The sequence below is a fragment of the Enterococcus sp. AZ141 genome, from assembly GCF_051714385.1.
Lineage (GTDB): Bacteria > Bacillota > Bacilli > Lactobacillales > Enterococcaceae > Enterococcus_D > Enterococcus_D entomosocium.
Window position 1 is genome coordinate 1,687,220 of record NZ_JBIORT010000001.1, and the last position, 17,627, is coordinate 1,704,846.

At 44.7% G+C, this 17,627-nt stretch carries 16 protein-coding genes and 1 other annotated feature; of the genes, 13 read left to right on the top strand and 3 right to left on the bottom strand.

What is annotated here, in order from left to right; genetic code table 11:
- The first annotated feature begins 260 nt into the window (after positions 1 to 260).
- From IGI89_RS07915 to IGI89_RS07940, 6 genes are all read left to right on the top strand, one after another.
- Positions 261 to 1,313, top strand: a complete 1,053-nt coding sequence (locus IGI89_RS07915) for an aspartate-semialdehyde dehydrogenase (protein ID WP_005233942.1) — start codon at positions 261 to 263, stop codon at positions 1,311 to 1,313.
- A gap of 122 nt (positions 1,314 to 1,435) precedes the next feature.
- Positions 1,436 to 3,118, top strand: a complete 1,683-nt coding sequence (locus IGI89_RS07920; RefSeq protein ID WP_005228243.1) for a ribonuclease J — start codon at positions 1,436 to 1,438, stop codon at positions 3,116 to 3,118.
- Between the two features lie 241 nt (positions 3,119 to 3,359).
- On the top strand, positions 3,360 to 4,799 hold the full coding sequence (locus IGI89_RS07925; RefSeq protein ID WP_016612801.1) for an MFS transporter: 1,440 nt from the start codon (positions 3,360 to 3,362) through the stop codon (positions 4,797 to 4,799).
- Between the two features lie 198 nt (positions 4,800 to 4,997).
- The gene (locus IGI89_RS07930; protein WP_086316563.1) at positions 4,998 to 5,681 is read left to right on the top strand and encodes a metal-dependent hydrolase; all 684 of its coding nucleotides are present in this window, start codon (positions 4,998 to 5,000) and stop codon (positions 5,679 to 5,681) included.
- Between the two features lie 37 nt (positions 5,682 to 5,718).
- Positions 5,719 to 7,050 (top strand): DRTGG domain-containing protein, encoded by a 1,332-nt coding sequence (locus tag IGI89_RS07935; RefSeq protein WP_005233948.1) that lies wholly within the window; start codon positions 5,719 to 5,721, stop codon positions 7,048 to 7,050.
- Positions 7,051 to 7,104: 54 nt separating this feature from the next.
- Positions 7,105 to 8,058, top strand: a complete 954-nt coding sequence (locus IGI89_RS07940; protein WP_008380500.1) for a DHH family phosphoesterase — start codon at positions 7,105 to 7,107, stop codon at positions 8,056 to 8,058.
- 144 nt (positions 8,059 to 8,202) lie between these two features.
- Here the strand turns inward: IGI89_RS07940 and dapD are convergent, their stop codons facing one another.
- Genes dapD through dapA form a run of 3 tightly spaced genes read right to left on the bottom strand, consistent with a single transcriptional unit; the run spans position 8,203 to position 10,579 of the window.
- Positions 8,203 to 8,916, bottom strand: a complete 714-nt coding sequence (gene dapD, locus IGI89_RS07945; RefSeq protein WP_142437704.1) for a 2,3,4,5-tetrahydropyridine-2,6-dicarboxylate N-acetyltransferase — start codon at positions 8,914 to 8,916, stop codon at positions 8,203 to 8,205.
- A 12-nt stretch (positions 8,917 to 8,928) separates the two neighbouring features.
- Positions 8,929 to 9,684 carry a 4-hydroxy-tetrahydrodipicolinate reductase gene (dapB, locus tag IGI89_RS07950; protein WP_086316561.1) on the bottom strand — a complete coding sequence of 252 codons (756 nt, stop codon included), beginning with the start codon at positions 9,682 to 9,684 and terminating at the stop codon, positions 8,929 to 8,931.
- Between the two features lie 13 nt (positions 9,685 to 9,697).
- Positions 9,698 to 10,579: a 4-hydroxy-tetrahydrodipicolinate synthase gene (gene dapA, locus IGI89_RS07955; protein WP_008380503.1), complete on the bottom strand. Its 882-nt coding sequence runs from the start codon at positions 10,577 to 10,579 to the stop codon at positions 9,698 to 9,700.
- Positions 10,580 to 10,801: 222 nt separating this feature from the next.
- Between dapA and IGI89_RS07960 the strand changes: the two genes are divergently transcribed.
- The 7 genes from IGI89_RS07960 to IGI89_RS07990 all read left to right on the top strand — a co-directional run bounded on the left by IGI89_RS07960 (position 10,802) and on the right by IGI89_RS07990 (position 17,595).
- Positions 10,802 to 11,971, top strand: a complete 1,170-nt coding sequence (locus tag IGI89_RS07960) for a M20 metallopeptidase family protein (protein WP_016621702.1) — start codon at positions 10,802 to 10,804, stop codon at positions 11,969 to 11,971.
- A 4-nt stretch (positions 11,972 to 11,975) separates the two neighbouring features.
- The gene (lysA, locus tag IGI89_RS07965) at positions 11,976 to 13,292 is read left to right on the top strand and encodes a diaminopimelate decarboxylase (RefSeq protein ID WP_005233959.1); all 1,317 of its coding nucleotides are present in this window, start codon (positions 11,976 to 11,978) and stop codon (positions 13,290 to 13,292) included.
- A gap of 23 nt (positions 13,293 to 13,315) precedes the next feature.
- Positions 13,316 to 14,149 (top strand): diaminopimelate epimerase, encoded by an 834-nt coding sequence (dapF, locus tag IGI89_RS07970; protein WP_086298072.1) that lies wholly within the window; start codon positions 13,316 to 13,318, stop codon positions 14,147 to 14,149.
- A 93-nt stretch (positions 14,150 to 14,242) separates the two neighbouring features.
- Positions 14,243 to 14,477 (top strand) — a binding site (T-box leader).
- A gap of 50 nt (positions 14,478 to 14,527) precedes the next feature.
- Positions 14,528 to 15,385 (top strand): MetQ/NlpA family ABC transporter substrate-binding protein, encoded by an 858-nt coding sequence (locus tag IGI89_RS07975; protein WP_144330897.1) that lies wholly within the window; start codon positions 14,528 to 14,530, stop codon positions 15,383 to 15,385.
- Positions 15,386 to 15,402: 17 nt separating this feature from the next.
- A complete protein-coding gene (locus IGI89_RS07980; RefSeq protein ID WP_438735510.1) occupies positions 15,403 to 16,428 on the top strand; it encodes a methionine ABC transporter ATP-binding protein in 1,026 nt (341 codons plus the stop codon).
- Positions 16,421 to 17,080, top strand: a complete 660-nt coding sequence (locus IGI89_RS07985) for a methionine ABC transporter permease (RefSeq protein ID WP_438735511.1) — start codon at positions 16,421 to 16,423, stop codon at positions 17,078 to 17,080. The genes IGI89_RS07980 and IGI89_RS07985 overlap by 8 nt, the downstream gene beginning before the upstream one ends.
- Before the next feature lie 182 nt (positions 17,081 to 17,262).
- Complete coding sequence (locus IGI89_RS07990) at positions 17,263 to 17,595, top strand: zinc ribbon domain-containing protein YjdM (RefSeq protein WP_005233964.1); 333 nt, start codon at positions 17,263 to 17,265, stop codon at positions 17,593 to 17,595.
- Positions 17,596 to 17,627 lie beyond the last annotated feature (32 nt).

Here is a 17,627-nt window from a genome sequence, read left to right on the forward strand (position 1 = left end):
TTTTGGGTATTTTTAATTTCCCCATGCACGTTGGAAAGAATCTTCCCCAAAATTCCTTCTGTCGGTATTATATCCTATAACACCTAAATGTGACAAATGATAACCCTTAAATATAGGTAGTTTTTTCCTGAAACGGGGAAAACGATTGAAAATTTAGATAGTTCTGCCTTCTTTTTGCGCTTCTTTCCACGAAAGGCCTTTTCTTTTTTACAAGATATGATAAACTAGTAAAAATGTATTTTTATTCGAGGAGTGATTTGATGAGTACAGGGTATCACATAGCAGTTGTCGGAGCTACCGGCGCAGTAGGAACAAAAATGATTGAGATGTTGGAGAAGACCACGTTGCCGATCAAAAAAATAACGTTGTTGGCATCCAAACGTTCTGCTGGGAAGACCCTTGTGTTCAAAAATGAGCCGCTCGTTATTCAAGAGCTGACCGCAGATTCCTTTGCGGGAGTCGATATTGCATTGTTCAGTGCCGGTGGTGGCATTTCAAAACAATTTGCTCCAGAAGCAGTCAAACACGGTGCAGTCGTAATCGACAATACCAGTCATTTTCGGATGGATCCGAATGTTCCTCTAGTCGTTCCTGAGGTGAATCCTCATGCATTAGCGCAACATAAAGGAATCATTGCCAATCCGAATTGTTCAACGATTCAAATGATGGTGGCATTAGAACCGATTCGTCAAAAAGTCGGTTTATCGAGGGTCTTGGTTTCAACGTATCAAGCAGTTTCAGGTGCTGGCGCACAAGCCTTGGCTGAATTGACTCGTGAATCTCAAGAACTATTAGCCGGAAAAGCCGCTGATGAACTAAACCCTGAGATTTTACCAGCAGGCAGCGATAAAAAGCACTACCCAATCGCGTTTAACGCCTTGCCACAAATCGATGTCTTTGCTGAAGACGATTATACTTACGAAGAGTGGAAAATGATCAATGAAACGAAGAAGATCATGGAAGATGCGCAGATCAAAGTAGCAGCTACGTGTGTGCGAATCCCTGTGTTTAGCGGTCATTCGGAGTCGATTTATATCGAGACCAAAGACCATGCCAGTGTTGAGGAAGTTAGGCAGTGGATCAGCGAAGCCCCAGGAGCTGTCTTGCAAGATGATCCGAGTCAACAAGTGTACCCGCAAGCTTTGACCAGTGTGGACAAAACGGAAACCTTTGTTGGTCGGATTCGCAAAGATTTGGATGTCGAAAACGGCTTGCATTTATGGGTCGTTTCTGATAATTTGCTGAAAGGTGCGGCATGGAACTCTGTTCAAATCGCCGAAAGCCTGCATCAGCAAGGATTAGTTCATGTGTAAACCATAAGTTTTTCAGAAAAGTGTGGTGAATGCCACGCTTTTCTTTTTTTTGTTGTATAATAATAGGGACGGCTTATGCTTGGGAAATAATACAGTAGAAAAAAATTAAGAGGTGAATAAAAGTGGAAACGATAAAAATCATTCCTCTTGGCGGTGTACGCGAAAACGGAAAGAACATGTACATTGCTGAAGTTGGCGAGGATATATTTGTGCTGGATTGCGGTGTCCGTTATCCAGAAAATGAATTATTAGGGATCGATACAGTGATTCCAGACTTCACATATTTAGAAGAAAATGCCGACCGTGTGGCGGGTGTCTTCTTGACCCACGGGCATGCAGATGCGATTGGTGCATTGCCTTATTTCTTGGAGAATATCCAAGTACCGGTCTTTGGGACCGAGTTAACGATCGAACTAGCAAAATTGACCGTGAATAAAAATGAAGCTACCAAGCGCTTCAAAGATTTTCATGTGATCGATGAACATTCGGAGATCGACTTTGGCCATGCGACCATCAGCTTTTTCCGTACGACCCACTCTATCCCTGATTCTGTTGGAATCAGCGTAAAAACAGAAGCTGGCAATATCGTTTATACAGGAGATTTCAAGTTTGACCAAACAGCGATCCCTATGTATCAAACCGATTTTGGCCGCTTAGCGGAAATTGGAAAAGAAGGAGTCTTAGCATTGCTAAGTACGTCCTCAAATGCCGAAAATCCAACGCCGATTGCTTCTGAATTGACGATCCAAGATGAAGTTTATGACAATATCCGTTACTGGGAAGGTCGGATCATCGTCGCTAGCGTTGCTAGCAATTTGCAACGGGTGCAACAAGTATTAGATGCGGCGTTTCGTTCTGACCGCAAAGTCGTTTTGACTGGTCAAGATTTTGGTCGGATCATCAAAACGGCCATGAAGTTAGGGAAATTAAAATTACCTGCCGAAGACTTGCTGATCACCCAAAAAGAAATGAAAAAATACTCAGACGAACAGTTGTTGATTTTAGAAACAGGTCGTATGGGGGAACCAATCAAAGCGTTGCAAAAAATGGCCAACGGCTCTCACCGGACGCTGCGCATCAAAGAAGGAGATCTTGTTTACATCACAACGACGCCGACAACGGCAATGGAAACGGTGGTTGCGAAAACGGAAGATATCATCTATCGCGCTGGCGGTACCGTGAAACAGATCTCGGATAATTTCCGTGTTTCTGGTCATGCCAACCCGAATGATCTGCAGCTGATGTTGAATATGATGAAACCGAAGTACTTTATCCCTATTCAAGGCGAGTACCGCCAATTAGCCGCCCATGTGGACTTGGCGCAAGAAGTCGGGATTCCGATGAAAAATATCTTCATTACTGCGCGTGGGGATGTTTTAGAATACAAAAAAGGCGAAATGATCGCCGCAGGTGCGGTCCCAGCTGAAAACGTCATGATCGACGGGATCGGTGTCGGAGATATTGGGAATATCGTCCTGCGAGACCGCAAAGTCTTATCTGAAGATGGAATTTTCGTTGCAGTAGTGACGATCAATCGTCGCGAAAAGAAAATTATTTCTGCCCCTCAAATCACTTCTCGCGGGTTTGTCTACGTGAAAGCCAGCCGTGACCTGATACGTGAAAGTGGCGAGATCGTAGAAGAAATCGTAGAAAAACACCTTCATGATGAAGAGTTTGAATGGAGCAAATTGAAACAAGATATCCGTGATCGTTTGAGTCGTTTCTTGTTTGAACAAACCAAACGCCGTCCAGTCATCTTGCCGGTCATCATGGAATCAAGCCAAAGAAATCGCAACCGTAAATAATTCGTTTTGACCTACTGACAAAAGCTGGTGAAAGAATAGCCGTTTGACGGCCGATTTCTTTTCGCCGAAGCTTTTGTTTTTTTTTGTGCAAGAAACAGGCGGCGTTTTTTCAATAAATGCCCCTTATTTTGATCGTGAATGGGCAGATAAGGATTGACGGCGAATGGATTTCGATCAATAATACAAAGTTGTCCCCCTAAGACTAGAGGAACAAAATAAGCAAAGAGAGGATGGTCGATTTGTGAATAGTTATCAAGAAAACCCAGTAGTACAACAGAGAAAGTGGTGGATTCTCATTGCTGTTTCGATGTTTACCTTTATGTCAACACTGGATGGGAGTATCGTAAATATCGCATTGCCGACGATCTCGGCAGATATGGGTGTACCTATGAATCAAGCGGAATGGGTCGTGTCCGTTTACTTGATGATCGTTTGTGCCTGCCTTTTATTATTCGGTAAGGTAGGGGACAGTTGGGGCAAAATCAAAGTTTTCCGCTTGGGAATGCTAATTTTTATTATCGGTTCGCTGTTATGCGGGTTTAATCACTCCTTAGCATTTCTTTTATTTGCCCGAGTGGTGCAAGCGATCGGTGCTAGCATGACGATGGCGACGAATACCGGAATCATTACTGAAGTTTTTCCTATGAGTGAACGAGGACGCGCCTTAGGGATGATTGGTGCCTTTGTTTCGTTAGGCTCCATCGCCGGTCCTGGATTAGGCGGAGTGATTTTGGCGCATTTTTCTTGGCCGTTTATTTTTTGGATCAATGTTCCTGTCGGTATTCTGACGATGATTGCTGGAGAAAAGGTGTTACCAAAAGATATTACCATGAGTCATGATTCCATCGATAAAACCGGATTTGTGCTGTTTTCAATTGCAATTATCAGCTTCTTCGGCGGCATTTTTCTTGGACAAGAGCGTGGCTTTCTAACGTGGCTGCCGCTGCTGTTGGGTGGGATCGCTTTAGTGGCATTCATCGTCTTTTTGCGAGTAGAAGCGCGTGTGAGCAAACCGCTGATTACCTTTGGGATCTTTCGTAATAAAATTTTCACCATGAGCCTGATCACGGCGTTGCTGATCTTTTCTGCAAACTTTTTTGTCAATGTCGTGATTCCCTTTTACTTGCAAAGTGCCCGAGGCTTAACGCCGAGCGTGGCAGGAATGCTGATGATGGTCTTTCCTTTGATGATGGTCATTGGTTCACCACTTAGCGGCTATTTGACGGACCGTGTAGGACCGGAGATTTTGGTCTTAGCTGGCTTAGCGTTGCTGTCCATCACTCAGCTGATGTATATGTTTATGAATCAGGATACGCCGATTTGGTATTATATCGTTGCCACTGCCATCATGGGACTTGGCAATTCGTTGTTCCAATCCCCAAACAATACGATGGTAATGAGCAGTGTCACCAAAGAAAATCTTGGGGTGGCAGGTAGTCTAAATTCCTTTGCCCGCAATTTGGGCATGGTGTTAGGGATATCCTTAGCAACGACGATTCTCTATGCAGCAATGAGTCAAGCGTATGGAAAGCATGTGACGACCTATATCGCAGGTCGGGCAGATATTTTTGCCTATGGCATGAAAATCACCTTCTTTGGTGCGTTCCTTCTTTGCATCACAGCGTTATTCTTAACCGTCTGGCGCATCTATAAACAAGGCGGGCGTAAGAAAACGCTATGATCGCTTGAAGTCATCAGGTCGAACTGTTCTATTCCTTATTCAGAAAGGGTAGAACAGTTTTTTTATTTTTCTTGACAAGAACCAGAAAAAGGACGGATGTATTAAAGTTGCCAGAATTTGTGCTTTTGGATTTCTGGCGTTATCTGTTATAATGAAAAATATTAGACTGTATTACTTAGATGGAAAGGGGAATGTTGTATGAAACTCACGTATCACGGACACTCAGTGCTTGCTATCCAATTAGCGGATGGCCAAAAATTGTTGTTTGACCCTTTTATTACTGGAAATGCTCTGACTGATTTAGATGCAGAGACAGTGGAAACCGATTGGCTTTTGATCACGCATGGTCATAGTGATCATATTGGGGATATGGTGCCGATCGCCAAAAGAAATGAAGCGCCAGTGATCAGTGTCGTTGAAATTTGCCGCTATGCAGCCCACAAAGGCGTTGCTGAGACGCATGGCATGAATATGGGAGGTTCTTTTGAGTTTCCGTTTGGCAAAATCTCAATGGTGGAAGCAAAACACAGCTCTGGCCTTGAAGAAGACGGAACGATGATCTATATGGGCAATCCTGTTGGAATCATTTTAGAAGCAGAAGGCAAAACCATCTACCACGCTGGAGATACTGCACTCTTTAGCGATATGGCGATGATCGGTGAACGTTTCGACATCGATGTGGCATTTTTACCGATCGGGGATAATTTTACGATGGGCGTTCAAGATGCCGCAACAGCAGCGGCCCTTTTAAACGCGAGCAAAGTAGTACCGATCCATTACAATACGTTTCCAATGATCAAGCAAGATCCGCAAACCTTCGTGAATTTATTGCCGGCAGGTGTGGGCCAGATCCTTGCAGTCGGTGAGACATTAGAAGTTTAAGCAACAGGAAGATTCGTAGTAGGAATAGGGGATAATTATGGCGACAAAACACGACTTGATTTTAGCGCATATCGAGAATCTGCCTGTAGGCGATCGCATCTCGGTGCGGGGAATCGCAAAAGACTTGAATGTCAGTGAAGGAACAGCCTATCGGGCGATCAAAGATGCGGAAAATATCGGCTTGGTTTCAACGATCCAGCGTGTCGGAACCATCCGTATCGAACGAAAACTAAAAAAACACATTGAAAAACTAACTTTCGGCGAAGTCGTCCAAATCATTGAAGGTGATGTTTTGGGCGGCGCTGCCGGTTTGGACAAAGACTTGAACAAATTTGTTATCGGCGCCATGAAAGAATCAGCAATGGAACGCTACATCACGCCTGGCTCCTTAGTGATCGTCGGAAACCGCAACGAAGTCCACAAGTTGGCACTGGAGGATGGCGCAGCCGTCTTGATCACGGGAGGCTTTGAAACAACAGAGGAAATCTGTCGTTTAGCAGACGAATTGGAGTTGCCGATTTTACAAACGACCTATGACACCTTTACCGTGGCAACGATGATCAACCGTGCCTTAAGCGACCAGCTGATCAAAAAGGACATTATGCTGGTGAGTGACATTTATATGCCATTGGAAAAAACCAAGTATCTGCACACCTTTGATACGGTCAAGGATTACAAACTGCTTTCGGAGTCTACCAATCACTCCCGCTATCCAGTCGTCAACAAGAATATGCGGGTCGTTGGGATCATCACAGCCAAAGATGTCTTAGAAAAGCCTGATACGCAGATCATCGAACGAATCATGACCCGGGAACCACGGGTCGTAAAAAAAGAGATGAGTGTGGCCTCTGCCAGCCATCAGATGATTTGGGATGGCTTAGAAGTGATGCCCGTCGTAGCTGATGACCTTTCTTTGATTGGGATTGTCACACGCCAAGACATTATGAAAGCGATGCAGATGGTCCAACGACAAACGCAAATTTCAGATACGATTTCTGACCAAATCTCGGGACAGATGCAAGTTATCGAACAAGATTTTGAAGGGAACAAATTGCCGCAGCCGTATTTCAGCTTTGCGGTGACGCCCCAAATGGTTAATGAAGTCGGAACGATCTCTTTTGGTGTCTTGAGTGAAGTAATCGCTAATACGGCGAAACGTACGATGCAGTTGAATCAACGACGCAATAGCTGGATCGAGCAAGTCAATCTGCATTACTTCCGTTTGATCCAATTAGAAAGCGAGATCATCATTCAACCGAAGATTCTAGAACTGGGGCGACGTTCGGCGAAAATCGATATCGAAGTATCGATCGAAAATTCCTTAGTGGCAAAAGCGATCGTGGTATGCCAAGTAATGGAACGCCCATAAATCATCGAAAACGGCACTTATGGAAAAATTTTAGAGAGAAAGTTGAGACCATTCATGAAGGTACAAGAAGAAATACTTGCAACAATCAAAGCATTCGACCGGATCATTATCCATCGGCACCAGCGCCCTGATCCAGATGCATTAGGATCACAAGTGGGGTTGGCAGAAATTTTACGAGCTAGTTTTCCCAAAAAAGAAATCTATCAAGTTGGCGGACCCGTTGAAGGATTGGATTACTTGGCGCTGATGCAGACGATCCCTGATGATTTGTATAAAGGGGCGCTGGTGATCGTTACAGATACGGCCAATGCACCACGGATCAGTGACCAACGCTATGATCAAGGGGCGAAATTGATCAAAATCGATCATCACCCTAATGATGAACCTTACGGAGAGCTGGTTTGGGTCAATACGAAAGCCAGCAGCTGTAGTGAGATGATCGTTTCGTTTTGGCAAATGTTTCAAAACGAGCTGACCATGACGCAAGAAGCGGCTCGTCTGTTATATGCGGGCATTGTTGGTGATACTGGACGGTTTTTATATCCGGCAACGACAGCGACAACCCTGCGCTTAGCGGCTGAACTATTGGATTACGGCTTCGATGCTCCGAAGATCAATCGTCAATTGGATCAAGTCTCTCGCAGTGTTGCTCGCCTTTCAGGGTATGTCTACGAAAACATCGAGATTGATGAGATTGGTGCTGGCAAAGTGATCCTATCACAAGAATTGCAGCAGCGTTTTGGCGTAGTAGATTCGGAAACCTCAGCAGTCGTTTCCTTACCAGGGAAAATCGACGAAGTGATGGCTTGGGCGATCTTTGTCGAACAACCAGAAGGCTATTACCGGGTGCGGATGCGTTCGAAAGGTCCAGTGATCAATGAGATCGCCAAACGCCATCATGGTGGTGGACATCCGCTTGCCAGTGGAGCAAATGCAAAAGACCTTGAAGAAGTTGCAGTGATCTATCAAGAGATCCAAGCAGCGATCAAAGAATTTCAAGCAGAATAAACACTTTTACAAGCACATTTGCCAATAGAAAAAGGGCGTGCCAAAAGCTTTCGGCACGCCCTTTTTTAGACAAAACGCAGCGCAGGCTCATCACTGAACCGGCACTGCGTTTTTTTGTTGCGTATTTACGAGAAAATAAGAAGTTTACCCCCGTAGATCGTCTAAAAATTCGGTTTTGCTTTTCGTTTTCTCGTCTTTCATTTTGATGACTTTAGCTGGTGAGCCAGCAACGACTGCTCCAGCAGGGACATCTTCCGTCACCACAGAACCGGCAGCAACGACTGCACCTTCGCCGACACGGACGCCTTCAAGGACGACGGCATTTGCGCCGATCAAAACATTGTCTTCAATGATGACTGGGCTTGCTGAAGGTGGCTCAAGAACGCCAGCCAAGACAGCACCAGCGCCAATATGGGCTTTTTTCCCAACGGTTGCCCGGGCACCTAAAATCGCCCCCATATCGATCATGGTTTCTTCACCAACCACAGCACCAATGTTGATCACTGCCCCCATCATGATAACGGCATTTTTTTCAATGATGGCTTGGTCCCGGATAAAGGCACCTGGTTCGATACGGGCATCGACTTTCGTCAAGTCCAACAAAGGAATCGCTGAGTTGCGGCGATCATTTTCCAGATAGTGATCGGTGATTTTGTCTTGGTGCGCGGTTAAAAACTCAGCTACTTTTTCACTGTCACCAACCACGAAATAGAAGGTGCCGTTACCAAACAATTGGATGCCATCTGCTTGGACATCGCCAAGATCTCCATTGATATAGACTTTTACAGGTGTTTGTTTATTTGCTTCTTTGATATATTTTGCTAATTGATAAGGATCGGAAAATTGTAATTCTGTCATGAGAGACCACCTTTACTTGTCGATTAGATTTTGCATGGAATAAAAACCGGCTGGTTGATCGGCTAAAAATTCCGCTGCTTTTAGTGCACCATTGGCGAAGATTTCGCGGGAGAGCGCAGTGTGTTTTAATTCAATGATTTCATCCTGCCCAGCATAGATGACAATGTGTTCCCCAGGGATCGTTCCGCCGCGAACGGCATGGATGCCCATCTGCTTGCGGTCATTTACTAGATCACTGCCTTCACGCCCGTAGAGATACTCTTTTTTTGTTTCGCAGCTGTCATTGATACTATCTGCCAATAGCAAAGCTGTACCGCTTGGTGCATCAAGTTTTTGATTATGATGCTTTTCGATGATCTCAATGTCAAAGTCAGCTTCTAATGCGGGGGTGATACTTTGTAGTGCTTTGATCAGTACATTGATCCCCAACGACATATTGGCAGAATAGAAAACCGGAATCACTTTAGCAGCCAACGGCAGCATCATCTGCGTGTCTTCCGTCAAACCAGTTGTAGCAACCACGATTGGCAGCTGCTGTTCGACACAATAGTTCAACAAGGCAGGGACATTGCTATAATGAGAAAAATCAATCACCAAATCGATCGGCTGCGTGATTTTTTCTGGACGATCATAGATCGGAAACGGACCATCTAACTGCTCGGTACGATCCAAGCCGGCGGCCACTTCTAACTGAGGGTGCTTTGCGATCAGGATTTGCAACACTTTGCCCATGCGACCGTTTGCACCGCTTAATAAAATTTGTTTCACCAAAAACTCCTCCTTACAGCAATCCGTAATTGGTCATTTCTTCTTCTAAATGAACGAGAGTCGCATCTTCTGGGACACCCAAAGGCAAACGATAATGCAATTCACATTTGCCTAGCAAGGAGACCGCTGCTTTGATCGGCACAGGATTTACTTCACTGAAAATCGCATCGATCAACGGTTTTTGTCGCAACTGCTCTTTGATAGCTGCTTTTACATCACCATTTAAGAAATCAGCAACGAGTTGTGCCGTTTGTTTCGGAGCGATATTGCCGATCGTTGAAATCACGCCAGAGCCACCTAAAGCTAAAATTGGGGTTACTTGATCGTCATTTCCTGAATAGATCGCAAAGTCATCATCCGCAAGACGAGCGATTTCTGCGATTTGCGAAATGTCACCGCTGGCTTCTTTGATGCCTTTGATATTAGGGATTTTTTTCAGTTCTGCCACGGCTTCAGGTGTTAAATTTAAGCCGGTTCTTGAGCTGACGGAGTATAAGATCACTGGCAGCTCAACGCTTTGACAGATTGCTTCATAGTGAGCGACTAAACTTTTCTTGGTCGCTTTGTTGTAGTAGGGTGTTACAACCAATAATGCGTCAGCACCAACGCGCTGTGCTTCTTTTGAAAGATGGATCCCATGTTGGGTGTTGTTGGAGCCTGTTCCGCCGATGACGGGGATTCGACCAGCAACTTGTTTTACCACCGCTTCGATCACCGCGATATGTTCTTCATCGTCTAACGTGGATGCTTCACCGGTCGTACCGCATGCAATGATTGCATTCGTTCCTTGCTGCACATGCCACTCCGCTAACTCCTTCAGCTTATCGAAATCCACCGAACCATCTTGAAGCATAGGGGTGATCAACGCAACGCCAGAACCTTTGAATATTGTCAAACTACGACACATCCTTTCAACCAATTTATTTTTCGTAACTCTACGTATAAGTGTACCAAAACGAGGGGTAAATTTTTCAATAAAAATCGAAACATTTCGACAATTTATACTATAGATTATTCGAATTATATACTATAATATTAAACAATATCAATGAAAAACTGAATATTCGCTGGTTTTTATGGATATTTTTAAAAGGAATGTATAGAAAGGTGTTTTAACATGCAAGTATCGCAAGCAGTCAAAGAATTAACCGAAGACGTGGTTCGTTTTCGTCGTGAATTACATACAATCCCTGAATTAGGGTTAACTGAGTTCAAAACAAAGGAATACTTGCTGCGTCAGTTGCAATCCTTTGGGATCAAAGAAATCTATCCAGTGATTGAAACCGGCTTGATTGCTGTCTTTCGCAGCAATCGCCCAGGAAAGACGCTGGCCTTTCGAACGGATATCGATGCACTGCCGATCAAAGAAGAGACCGGTGTTTCCTTTGTTTCCAAACATGAAGGAAAAATGCACGCCTGCGGTCATGATGGCCATATGGCAACGATGCTAGGGTTTGCCAAATACTTAGCGACGCATCCTGAAGTGATTCGTGGAACGATCGTTTTGATTTTCCAACCAGCCGAGGAAAGCCCCGGTGGTGCTCAATTGATGATCGATGAAGGCATCTTACGAGATTTTGGCGTGGAAAAAATCGTGGGGCTGCACGTCTTCCCAGATTTTCCCGAAGGAGTCATTGCGAGTCGGAAAGGTCCGATGATGGCCCGTAACGGCGAGATCAATCTAACGATCAACGGCACGAGTGCCCATGGTGCCCAGCCTCATCAAGGACATGATGCCATTTTAGCTGCGGCTGCGATCATTCAAGGATTGCATTCGATCATTTCACGCAATATCAGCCCGCTTTCTGCTGGGGTCATCACTTTTGGGAAGATCCATGGGGGAGATGCGGAAAATATCATTCCCGGCAAGGTCGTTTTAAAAGGAACGATGCGGGCGTTTGAAGATGAAGTCTATGAAACGATGACGCGCAGAATCACCACTGTCGCACAAGAAATCGCCAAAGGATATGATTGCACGGCGGATGTTGAATTCGAACATCTTTATCGTGTCGTGGACAATGATCCTGAGATGGTGGAAGTGTTAGAAAAAGTGGTCGGGGAGAGCTACCGAGAAACACCGCCATATATGTTGGCAGAGGATTTTTCGATGTACCAAAAGGAGATCCCAGGCGTCTTTTTCTTTGTGGGTACCCGAAATGAAGAAAAAGGCTATGTCCACCCTTTACACAGCAGCAAAATGAATTTTGACGAAAAAAATCTATTGCAAGGCATCGAATGCTACGTTCGTTTGATCGAGGCGTTGAACGAGCCGACAGACAAGGAGTAAAGCGATGGCAAAAGAAATCAAGAACAATCACTTATACATTGACGGTTGCGATACCGTTGAGCTGGCAAAAACCTTTGGAACCCCCCTTTACGTGTATTCCGTTTCGGAGATTCGCGAAGAATGCCAAAAGATTCAGGCGCAGTTTTTGACGCGCTACAGCAAGACACGAGCAGCATATGCCGCCAAAGCTTTCTGTACTACAGCGATGCTGCAAGTGATCAAGTCAGAAGGACTTTCATTAGACGTGGTTAGCGGTGGGGAGCTGTATACAGCGATCCAAGCTGATTTTCCAGCAGAACACATCGAGTTTAACGGCAATAACAAATCCATTGAAGAATTAGCAGCCGCCCTTGATTATGGCGTGGGACGGATCATCGTTGATGGCATTCAAGAAGTCGGCTTGATCCGCGCGTTATGTCAAGAAAAGCAAGTCGTTGCTAAAATCTTGTTGCGCATCACACCCGAGGTTTCGGTCAGCACCCATCAATTTATCTCGACCGGACAAAAAGATTCAAAATTCGGGATTCCTTTAGATGAAGAAATCTTATTTCCGTTAGTGGAAGAAGTGATTCAAGCACCTGAATTGGATTTCTATGGCCTGCATTTTCATGTCGGCAGTCAATTGTCGGACAATCGCTCACATCTAGCGGCAGTTGATGCGGCTTTGGCCCTTGTCCAAACCATTCATGAACGTTTTGATTATTGGATCAAAGAACTAAATGTTGGCGGCGGCTTTGGCGTTCGATACACAGATGCAGATATTCGCCAACCCTACAGCTACTTTTTAGATCCTGTGATGGAAAAAATCGACGCCTTTTATGCGCAGCACCAGAGCGAACGTCCGACCATCGTTATTGAACCCGGTCGCAGTATCGTCGCAGAAGCAGGCATTAGTTTGCACACCATCGGCAGTATCAAGACATTGCCGGGAATCAGAACATACGCCAGCATTGACGGTGGCATGACAGACAATATTCGTCCTGGTCTTTATCAAGCAACTTATACTGGGATCTTAGCCAACCGCGCTTCCGAAGCAGCGACACAGAAGATCACCATTTCTGGTAAAGCTTGTGAGAGCACAGACATCTTAGTAAAAGATCTTGCATTACCGCCCGTTGAAACTGGGGATCTGTTTGCTACGTTCGCAACAGGAGCTTACGGCTATTCGATGGCCAGCAGCTACAATAATTTACAGATACCCGCAGTCGTCTTTGTGGAAAATGGCCAAGCGGAATTAGCCGTTAAACGCCAGTCCTACGAGCAAATGCTGCAAAATGAAGTGGTTCCTTCGTTTCTAAAAGAAGAAGCTTCCAGCAAGTAAAATTTTGAAAAGCAGGTGACAACATGACGATTCCTTATACAAAAATGCAAGGTGCGGGGAATGATTTTATCGTAATCGATAACCGCACATTGAAATTCTCCCATGAACAACTGTCGCAATTTGCTGCTCAAGTTTGCCATCGGAAATTTTCTGTCGGCGCGGATGCAGTCATGGCAGTGGATTTTCCCACAGGAACCGCTGATTTTCGGATGCGGTTTTACAATGCTGATGGGACCGAAGCAGAAATGTGCGGCAACGGCGCTCGCTGTATTGCCCGTTATGCCTTTGAGAAGGGAATTGCTGGCGAGCAGATGACCATCGAAACAGTTGCTGGCGATGTCCCCGCATGGCGCTTGTCGGCAAAACACTACAAAGTAACCTTGAATCCACCGACCGTGACTACATTTGATCAAGCGTACCCGAATCCAATGGTTTCTTTCGTGGACTATGTGGAATTGGGTGATCCAGGAATCCCTCATGCGGTGGTTCACTATCCTGGTCTGGCAGAAACTGAGTTGGAACAGCTAGCTGAACTTGCCAAAGAAATTCGCTATTGGGAAGTTTTCCCAAAAGGGGCCAATGTCAATTTCTATGAAGAAGACGAGAAAGGTGAGCTGATCGTTCGCACGTATGAACGAGGGGTGGAAGGTTTTACCTATGCGTGCGGCACAGGTTCTGGTGCCACTGCGTATGTCGTGACCAAACGTCACCAGCAAGCGGCAGCGAATGTCTTGCTGCACGTGTTAGGTGGCGAGTTAACGGTAGAAGTTGATGTTGATCAGGGCGCATTAGAATTGATCGGTGATGCGGTTATGGTCTCTGAAGGCTTGATTCTAGATGAGAATTTGACTCTGTAAACACTGTGAAAGTTATTGCAAAAAGATGATATTTTCGTGAAAAAAAGAATTGACATTCATTTGAGGCTATCGTATAGTTAAACACAAATTAAAAAACACGCGATGATAAGAAGAGTAAGTCAGTTTCGATTGGATCAGAGAGCTCGGATTGGTGAGAAAGAGCACAGCCGTTTGACTGAAGATGGCCTTGGAGCGTTTGGACGTGAGCAAAAGCAAGCGTGCAGCGGGATTGCCCGTTATAGCAAAGCAGTTGATAAACTGATAAGGTTGGCTGATTGTGCCAATGAATCAAAGGTGGTACCACGAACAAGGTTGTTTCGTCCTTTCTCTATGATGGAGAAAGGACGTTTTTTTATTATAAAAAGGGGGAACTAAAAAATGAAACAGTTGAAAAAGGGAGTCGTTGGATTAGTTGCTGCTGCTGTCTTACTTACATTGGCAGCTTGTGGCAATACTAGCAGCACAGGGGATACACAGTCCGGTGAAAACAGTGTAAATGCAGTGGAAGAAAAAGTCGTTGGAGTGGCGCCGGGACCATACGGGGACATGGTGACAGAGGTGATTTCTCCATTACTGGAAGAAAAAGGGTATCAACTTACGACCAAAGTGTTTAATGATTATATTCAGCCGAACAATGCCTTGGCGAATGGCCAAATCGATGCCAATTTGTTTCAGCATACGGCCTATCTAGAAAAATTTTCGGCAGATAACCAGTTATCTCTTACGGCATTACAAAAAGTGCCCACACTGGGAATGGGCATCTATTCGAAGCAACTGTCCAGCTTGGATGAGTTAGCAGACGGGGCGACTGTTTCGATTGCCAATGATGCCTCAAATTTAGCTCGGACCTTGCAACTGTTAGCTGCCAATGAGTTGATCACCATCGCAGACAATATCGACGAAACGAAGGCAACGGTGAATGATATCGAAGAAAATCCGAAGAATCTGACATTTAAAGAATTAGACGCAGCCCAATTGGCTCGTTCGTTAGATACAGTTGATTTAGCTTTAGTACCAGGAAACTTCGCTTGGGCGGCTTCTCTTGATCCTGCAGATGCTTTGGCGTTGGAGTCATTGAAAGAAGAATATAAAAATGTCTTTGTGGTGTCCTCCGAAGAAGAAGACAGTGATTTTGCTAAGGCAGTTACGGAAGTATTAGAAAGTGACGCATTTAAAGAAGCGATTGCCGAATCACCGTTCAGCAACTTTGATCAACCGAAATTTTGGACTGAGTAAGAAGAAGGGCATATCCTATGGCAAAAATAGAAGTAAAACAAGTATCAGTGACATTCACTCATAAAAAACAAATCAAAAAAGCAGTGGATTCCGTTGATTTTTCCGTTCAAGCTGGAGAAGTATATGGGATCGTCGGATTGAGCGGGGCGGGGAAAAGTACCTTGGTTCGTACGTTGAATCTACTGCAGGTGCCATCTAGCGGTCAAATTCTGATTGATGGTCAAGACATCACGCAAGCCAAAGGGAAACACTTGCGTGAAGTACGACAAAAAATCGGGATGATCTTTCAGCATTTCAATCTGATCCATAATCGAACCATCAAGGAAAATTTAGCCTTTGCTTTGCGCGCTGGGCATTATCCGCAAGATCAGCAAGAAGCGAGGATCAAGGAACTGTTGGAAATGGTGGATCTGCCTCACAAAATTCACGAGTATCCGAATAATTTGTCTGGGGGAGAAAAGCAACGGATCGGCATTGCACGAGCGATTGCCAACGAACCTGAGATTTTGTTGTGTGACGAAGCTACCAGTGCGTTAGATGTTGAAACGACCGAAGAAATTTTGAAATTGTTGATCCGAATCAAGGAACAGACAGGCATCACCATCGTCTTTATCACCCATGAATTGGATGTTGCCCGTAAGTTTTTTGATCGGGTGGCAGTGATGGAAAAGGGGCGCATCGTTGAAGAACAAACGACCTATGGCTTGTTCAGTCAGCCTAAACAGCCTATTACGAAAAAACTGGTAGGCCGCTACTTGGATCTGACGCTTCCCGAGGAAATTCTAGCATCCTTCACGGAAGGCGACTTGCTGGAATTGCGCTACCAAGGTGAGTATACGTTAGAACCGCTGATTTCGACTGTAGCCAAAGCCTATGATGTATCGATCAATATTATCCACGGAAAAATTGAGTATATCAAAAAAGATGTGATCGGTATTTTGTATATCTATTTGACCGGACCCGCCGAAGAAGCAGCAAAAGCCCGAGAACACCTAGCTGCGAACGTCTTTTCTCTAAGAAAGATAGGTGAGAAAAATGGCTGATACGCTTGAGATTTTAAAAACAAACCTGCCCCAAGCACTATGGGAAACATTCTTCATGGTGGGAACTTCAGCAATTATAGGAGTAGTTTTCGGCTTATTGATTGGATTAGTCCTGTTTTTAGTCGGCAGTAACCTTTTTCATAAAAATGTTTTCTTGCATCATCTGGCCGATTTTGTCGTCAATGCAATCCGTTCGCTACCATTTTTGATCTTATTGATTACGTTGATTCCGTTATCAGCGATGCTGATCGGTGATCCTTATACCCCCGCGGGCGGAGCGATTGCTTTATCGATTGCCGCGATTCCTTTTTACGCCCGAATCGCTGAATCCGCATTTGCCGAAATCGACTATGGCGTCCTTGAAGCTAGTGTCGCTTCCGGAGCATTGACGGGGCAAATTATTCGCGAAGTGATTTTACCAGAAAGTCTGCCAGCCTTGATTCGCGGATTTGTGTTAACTTTGATCAGTCTTTTAGGCTACTCGGCGATGGTGGGAACGATTGGCGCAGGCGGCATTGGCGATTTAGCGATTCAGTATGGTTATTATCGCTATGAAACGGCGATTTTGATTGTGGTGATTCTCTTGTTGATCCTTTTGGTACAACTCATCCAATGGATCGGCGATGCTTGTGCAAATTATTTCTCGAAATAAAAATGAATTCTGTGTAGTTCCTTTTCGGATACACGTGAATTATCGCTTCTGTTATTACTCTACAGAAGCGATTTTTTTGCTTATCGGTCACTGATTTTTGGTTGCGCCACTAGTGGTTTTTCGGTATGCTGATGGTGAGTTGTTTTTTTACAGCGAAAATTATATTTTAAAGGAGCAACACTATGACTCAAATTCCTAATTGTCCAAATTGCCAATCTGAATACGCTTATGAAGATCGCGGGCTGTTTGTTTGTCCTGAATGCGGAAACGAATGGCAAGAGCAACAAGCGGCGGAAGAAGCACCCGTATACAAAGATGCCAATGGCAATATTTTAGTAGATGGTGATACAGTAACGGTCATCAAAGACTTGAAAGTCAAAGGCGCATCTGGCGCCATCAAACAAGGAACGAAAGTGAAAAACATCAAATTAGTCGAAGGCGACCATAACATTGATTGCAAGATCGATGGCTTCGGCCCAATGAAACTAAAATCAGAATTTGTAAAAAAAGGTTAAAAACAAAATCTTCCAGTCATCTTCATAATTTT

What these genes read in the sequence shown, in the direction of transcription:
- IGI89_RS07930 (WP_086316563.1), top strand. Translation starts at nt 4,998, where the DNA reads ATGAAACTCACGTATCACGGACACTCAGTGCTTGCTATCCAATTAGCG.
- lysA (WP_005233959.1), top strand. Translation starts at nt 11,976, where the DNA reads ATGGCAAAAGAAATCAAGAACAATCACTTATACATTGACGGTTGCGAT.
- IGI89_RS07985 (WP_438735511.1), top strand. Translation starts at nt 16,421, where the DNA reads ATGGCTGATACGCTTGAGATTTTAAAAACAAACCTGCCCCAAGCACTA.
- IGI89_RS07980 (WP_438735510.1), top strand. Translation starts at nt 15,403, where the DNA reads ATGGCAAAAATAGAAGTAAAACAAGTATCAGTGACATTCACTCATAAA.
- IGI89_RS07960 (WP_016621702.1), top strand. Translation starts at nt 10,802, where the DNA reads ATGCAAGTATCGCAAGCAGTCAAAGAATTAACCGAAGACGTGGTTCGT.
- IGI89_RS07940 (WP_008380500.1), top strand. Translation starts at nt 7,105, where the DNA reads ATGAAGGTACAAGAAGAAATACTTGCAACAATCAAAGCATTCGACCGG.
- IGI89_RS07990 (WP_005233964.1), top strand. Translation starts at nt 17,263, where the DNA reads ATGACTCAAATTCCTAATTGTCCAAATTGCCAATCTGAATACGCTTAT.
- dapF (WP_086298072.1), top strand. Translation starts at nt 13,316, where the DNA reads ATGACGATTCCTTATACAAAAATGCAAGGTGCGGGGAATGATTTTATC.
- IGI89_RS07975 (WP_144330897.1), top strand. Translation starts at nt 14,528, where the DNA reads ATGAAACAGTTGAAAAAGGGAGTCGTTGGATTAGTTGCTGCTGCTGTC.
- dapD (WP_142437704.1), bottom strand. Translation starts at nt 8,916, where the DNA reads ATGACAGAATTACAATTTTCCGATCCTTATCAATTAGCAAAATATATC.
- IGI89_RS07935 (WP_005233948.1), top strand. Translation starts at nt 5,719, where the DNA reads ATGGCGACAAAACACGACTTGATTTTAGCGCATATCGAGAATCTGCCT.
- IGI89_RS07915 (WP_005233942.1), top strand. Translation starts at nt 261, where the DNA reads ATGAGTACAGGGTATCACATAGCAGTTGTCGGAGCTACCGGCGCAGTA.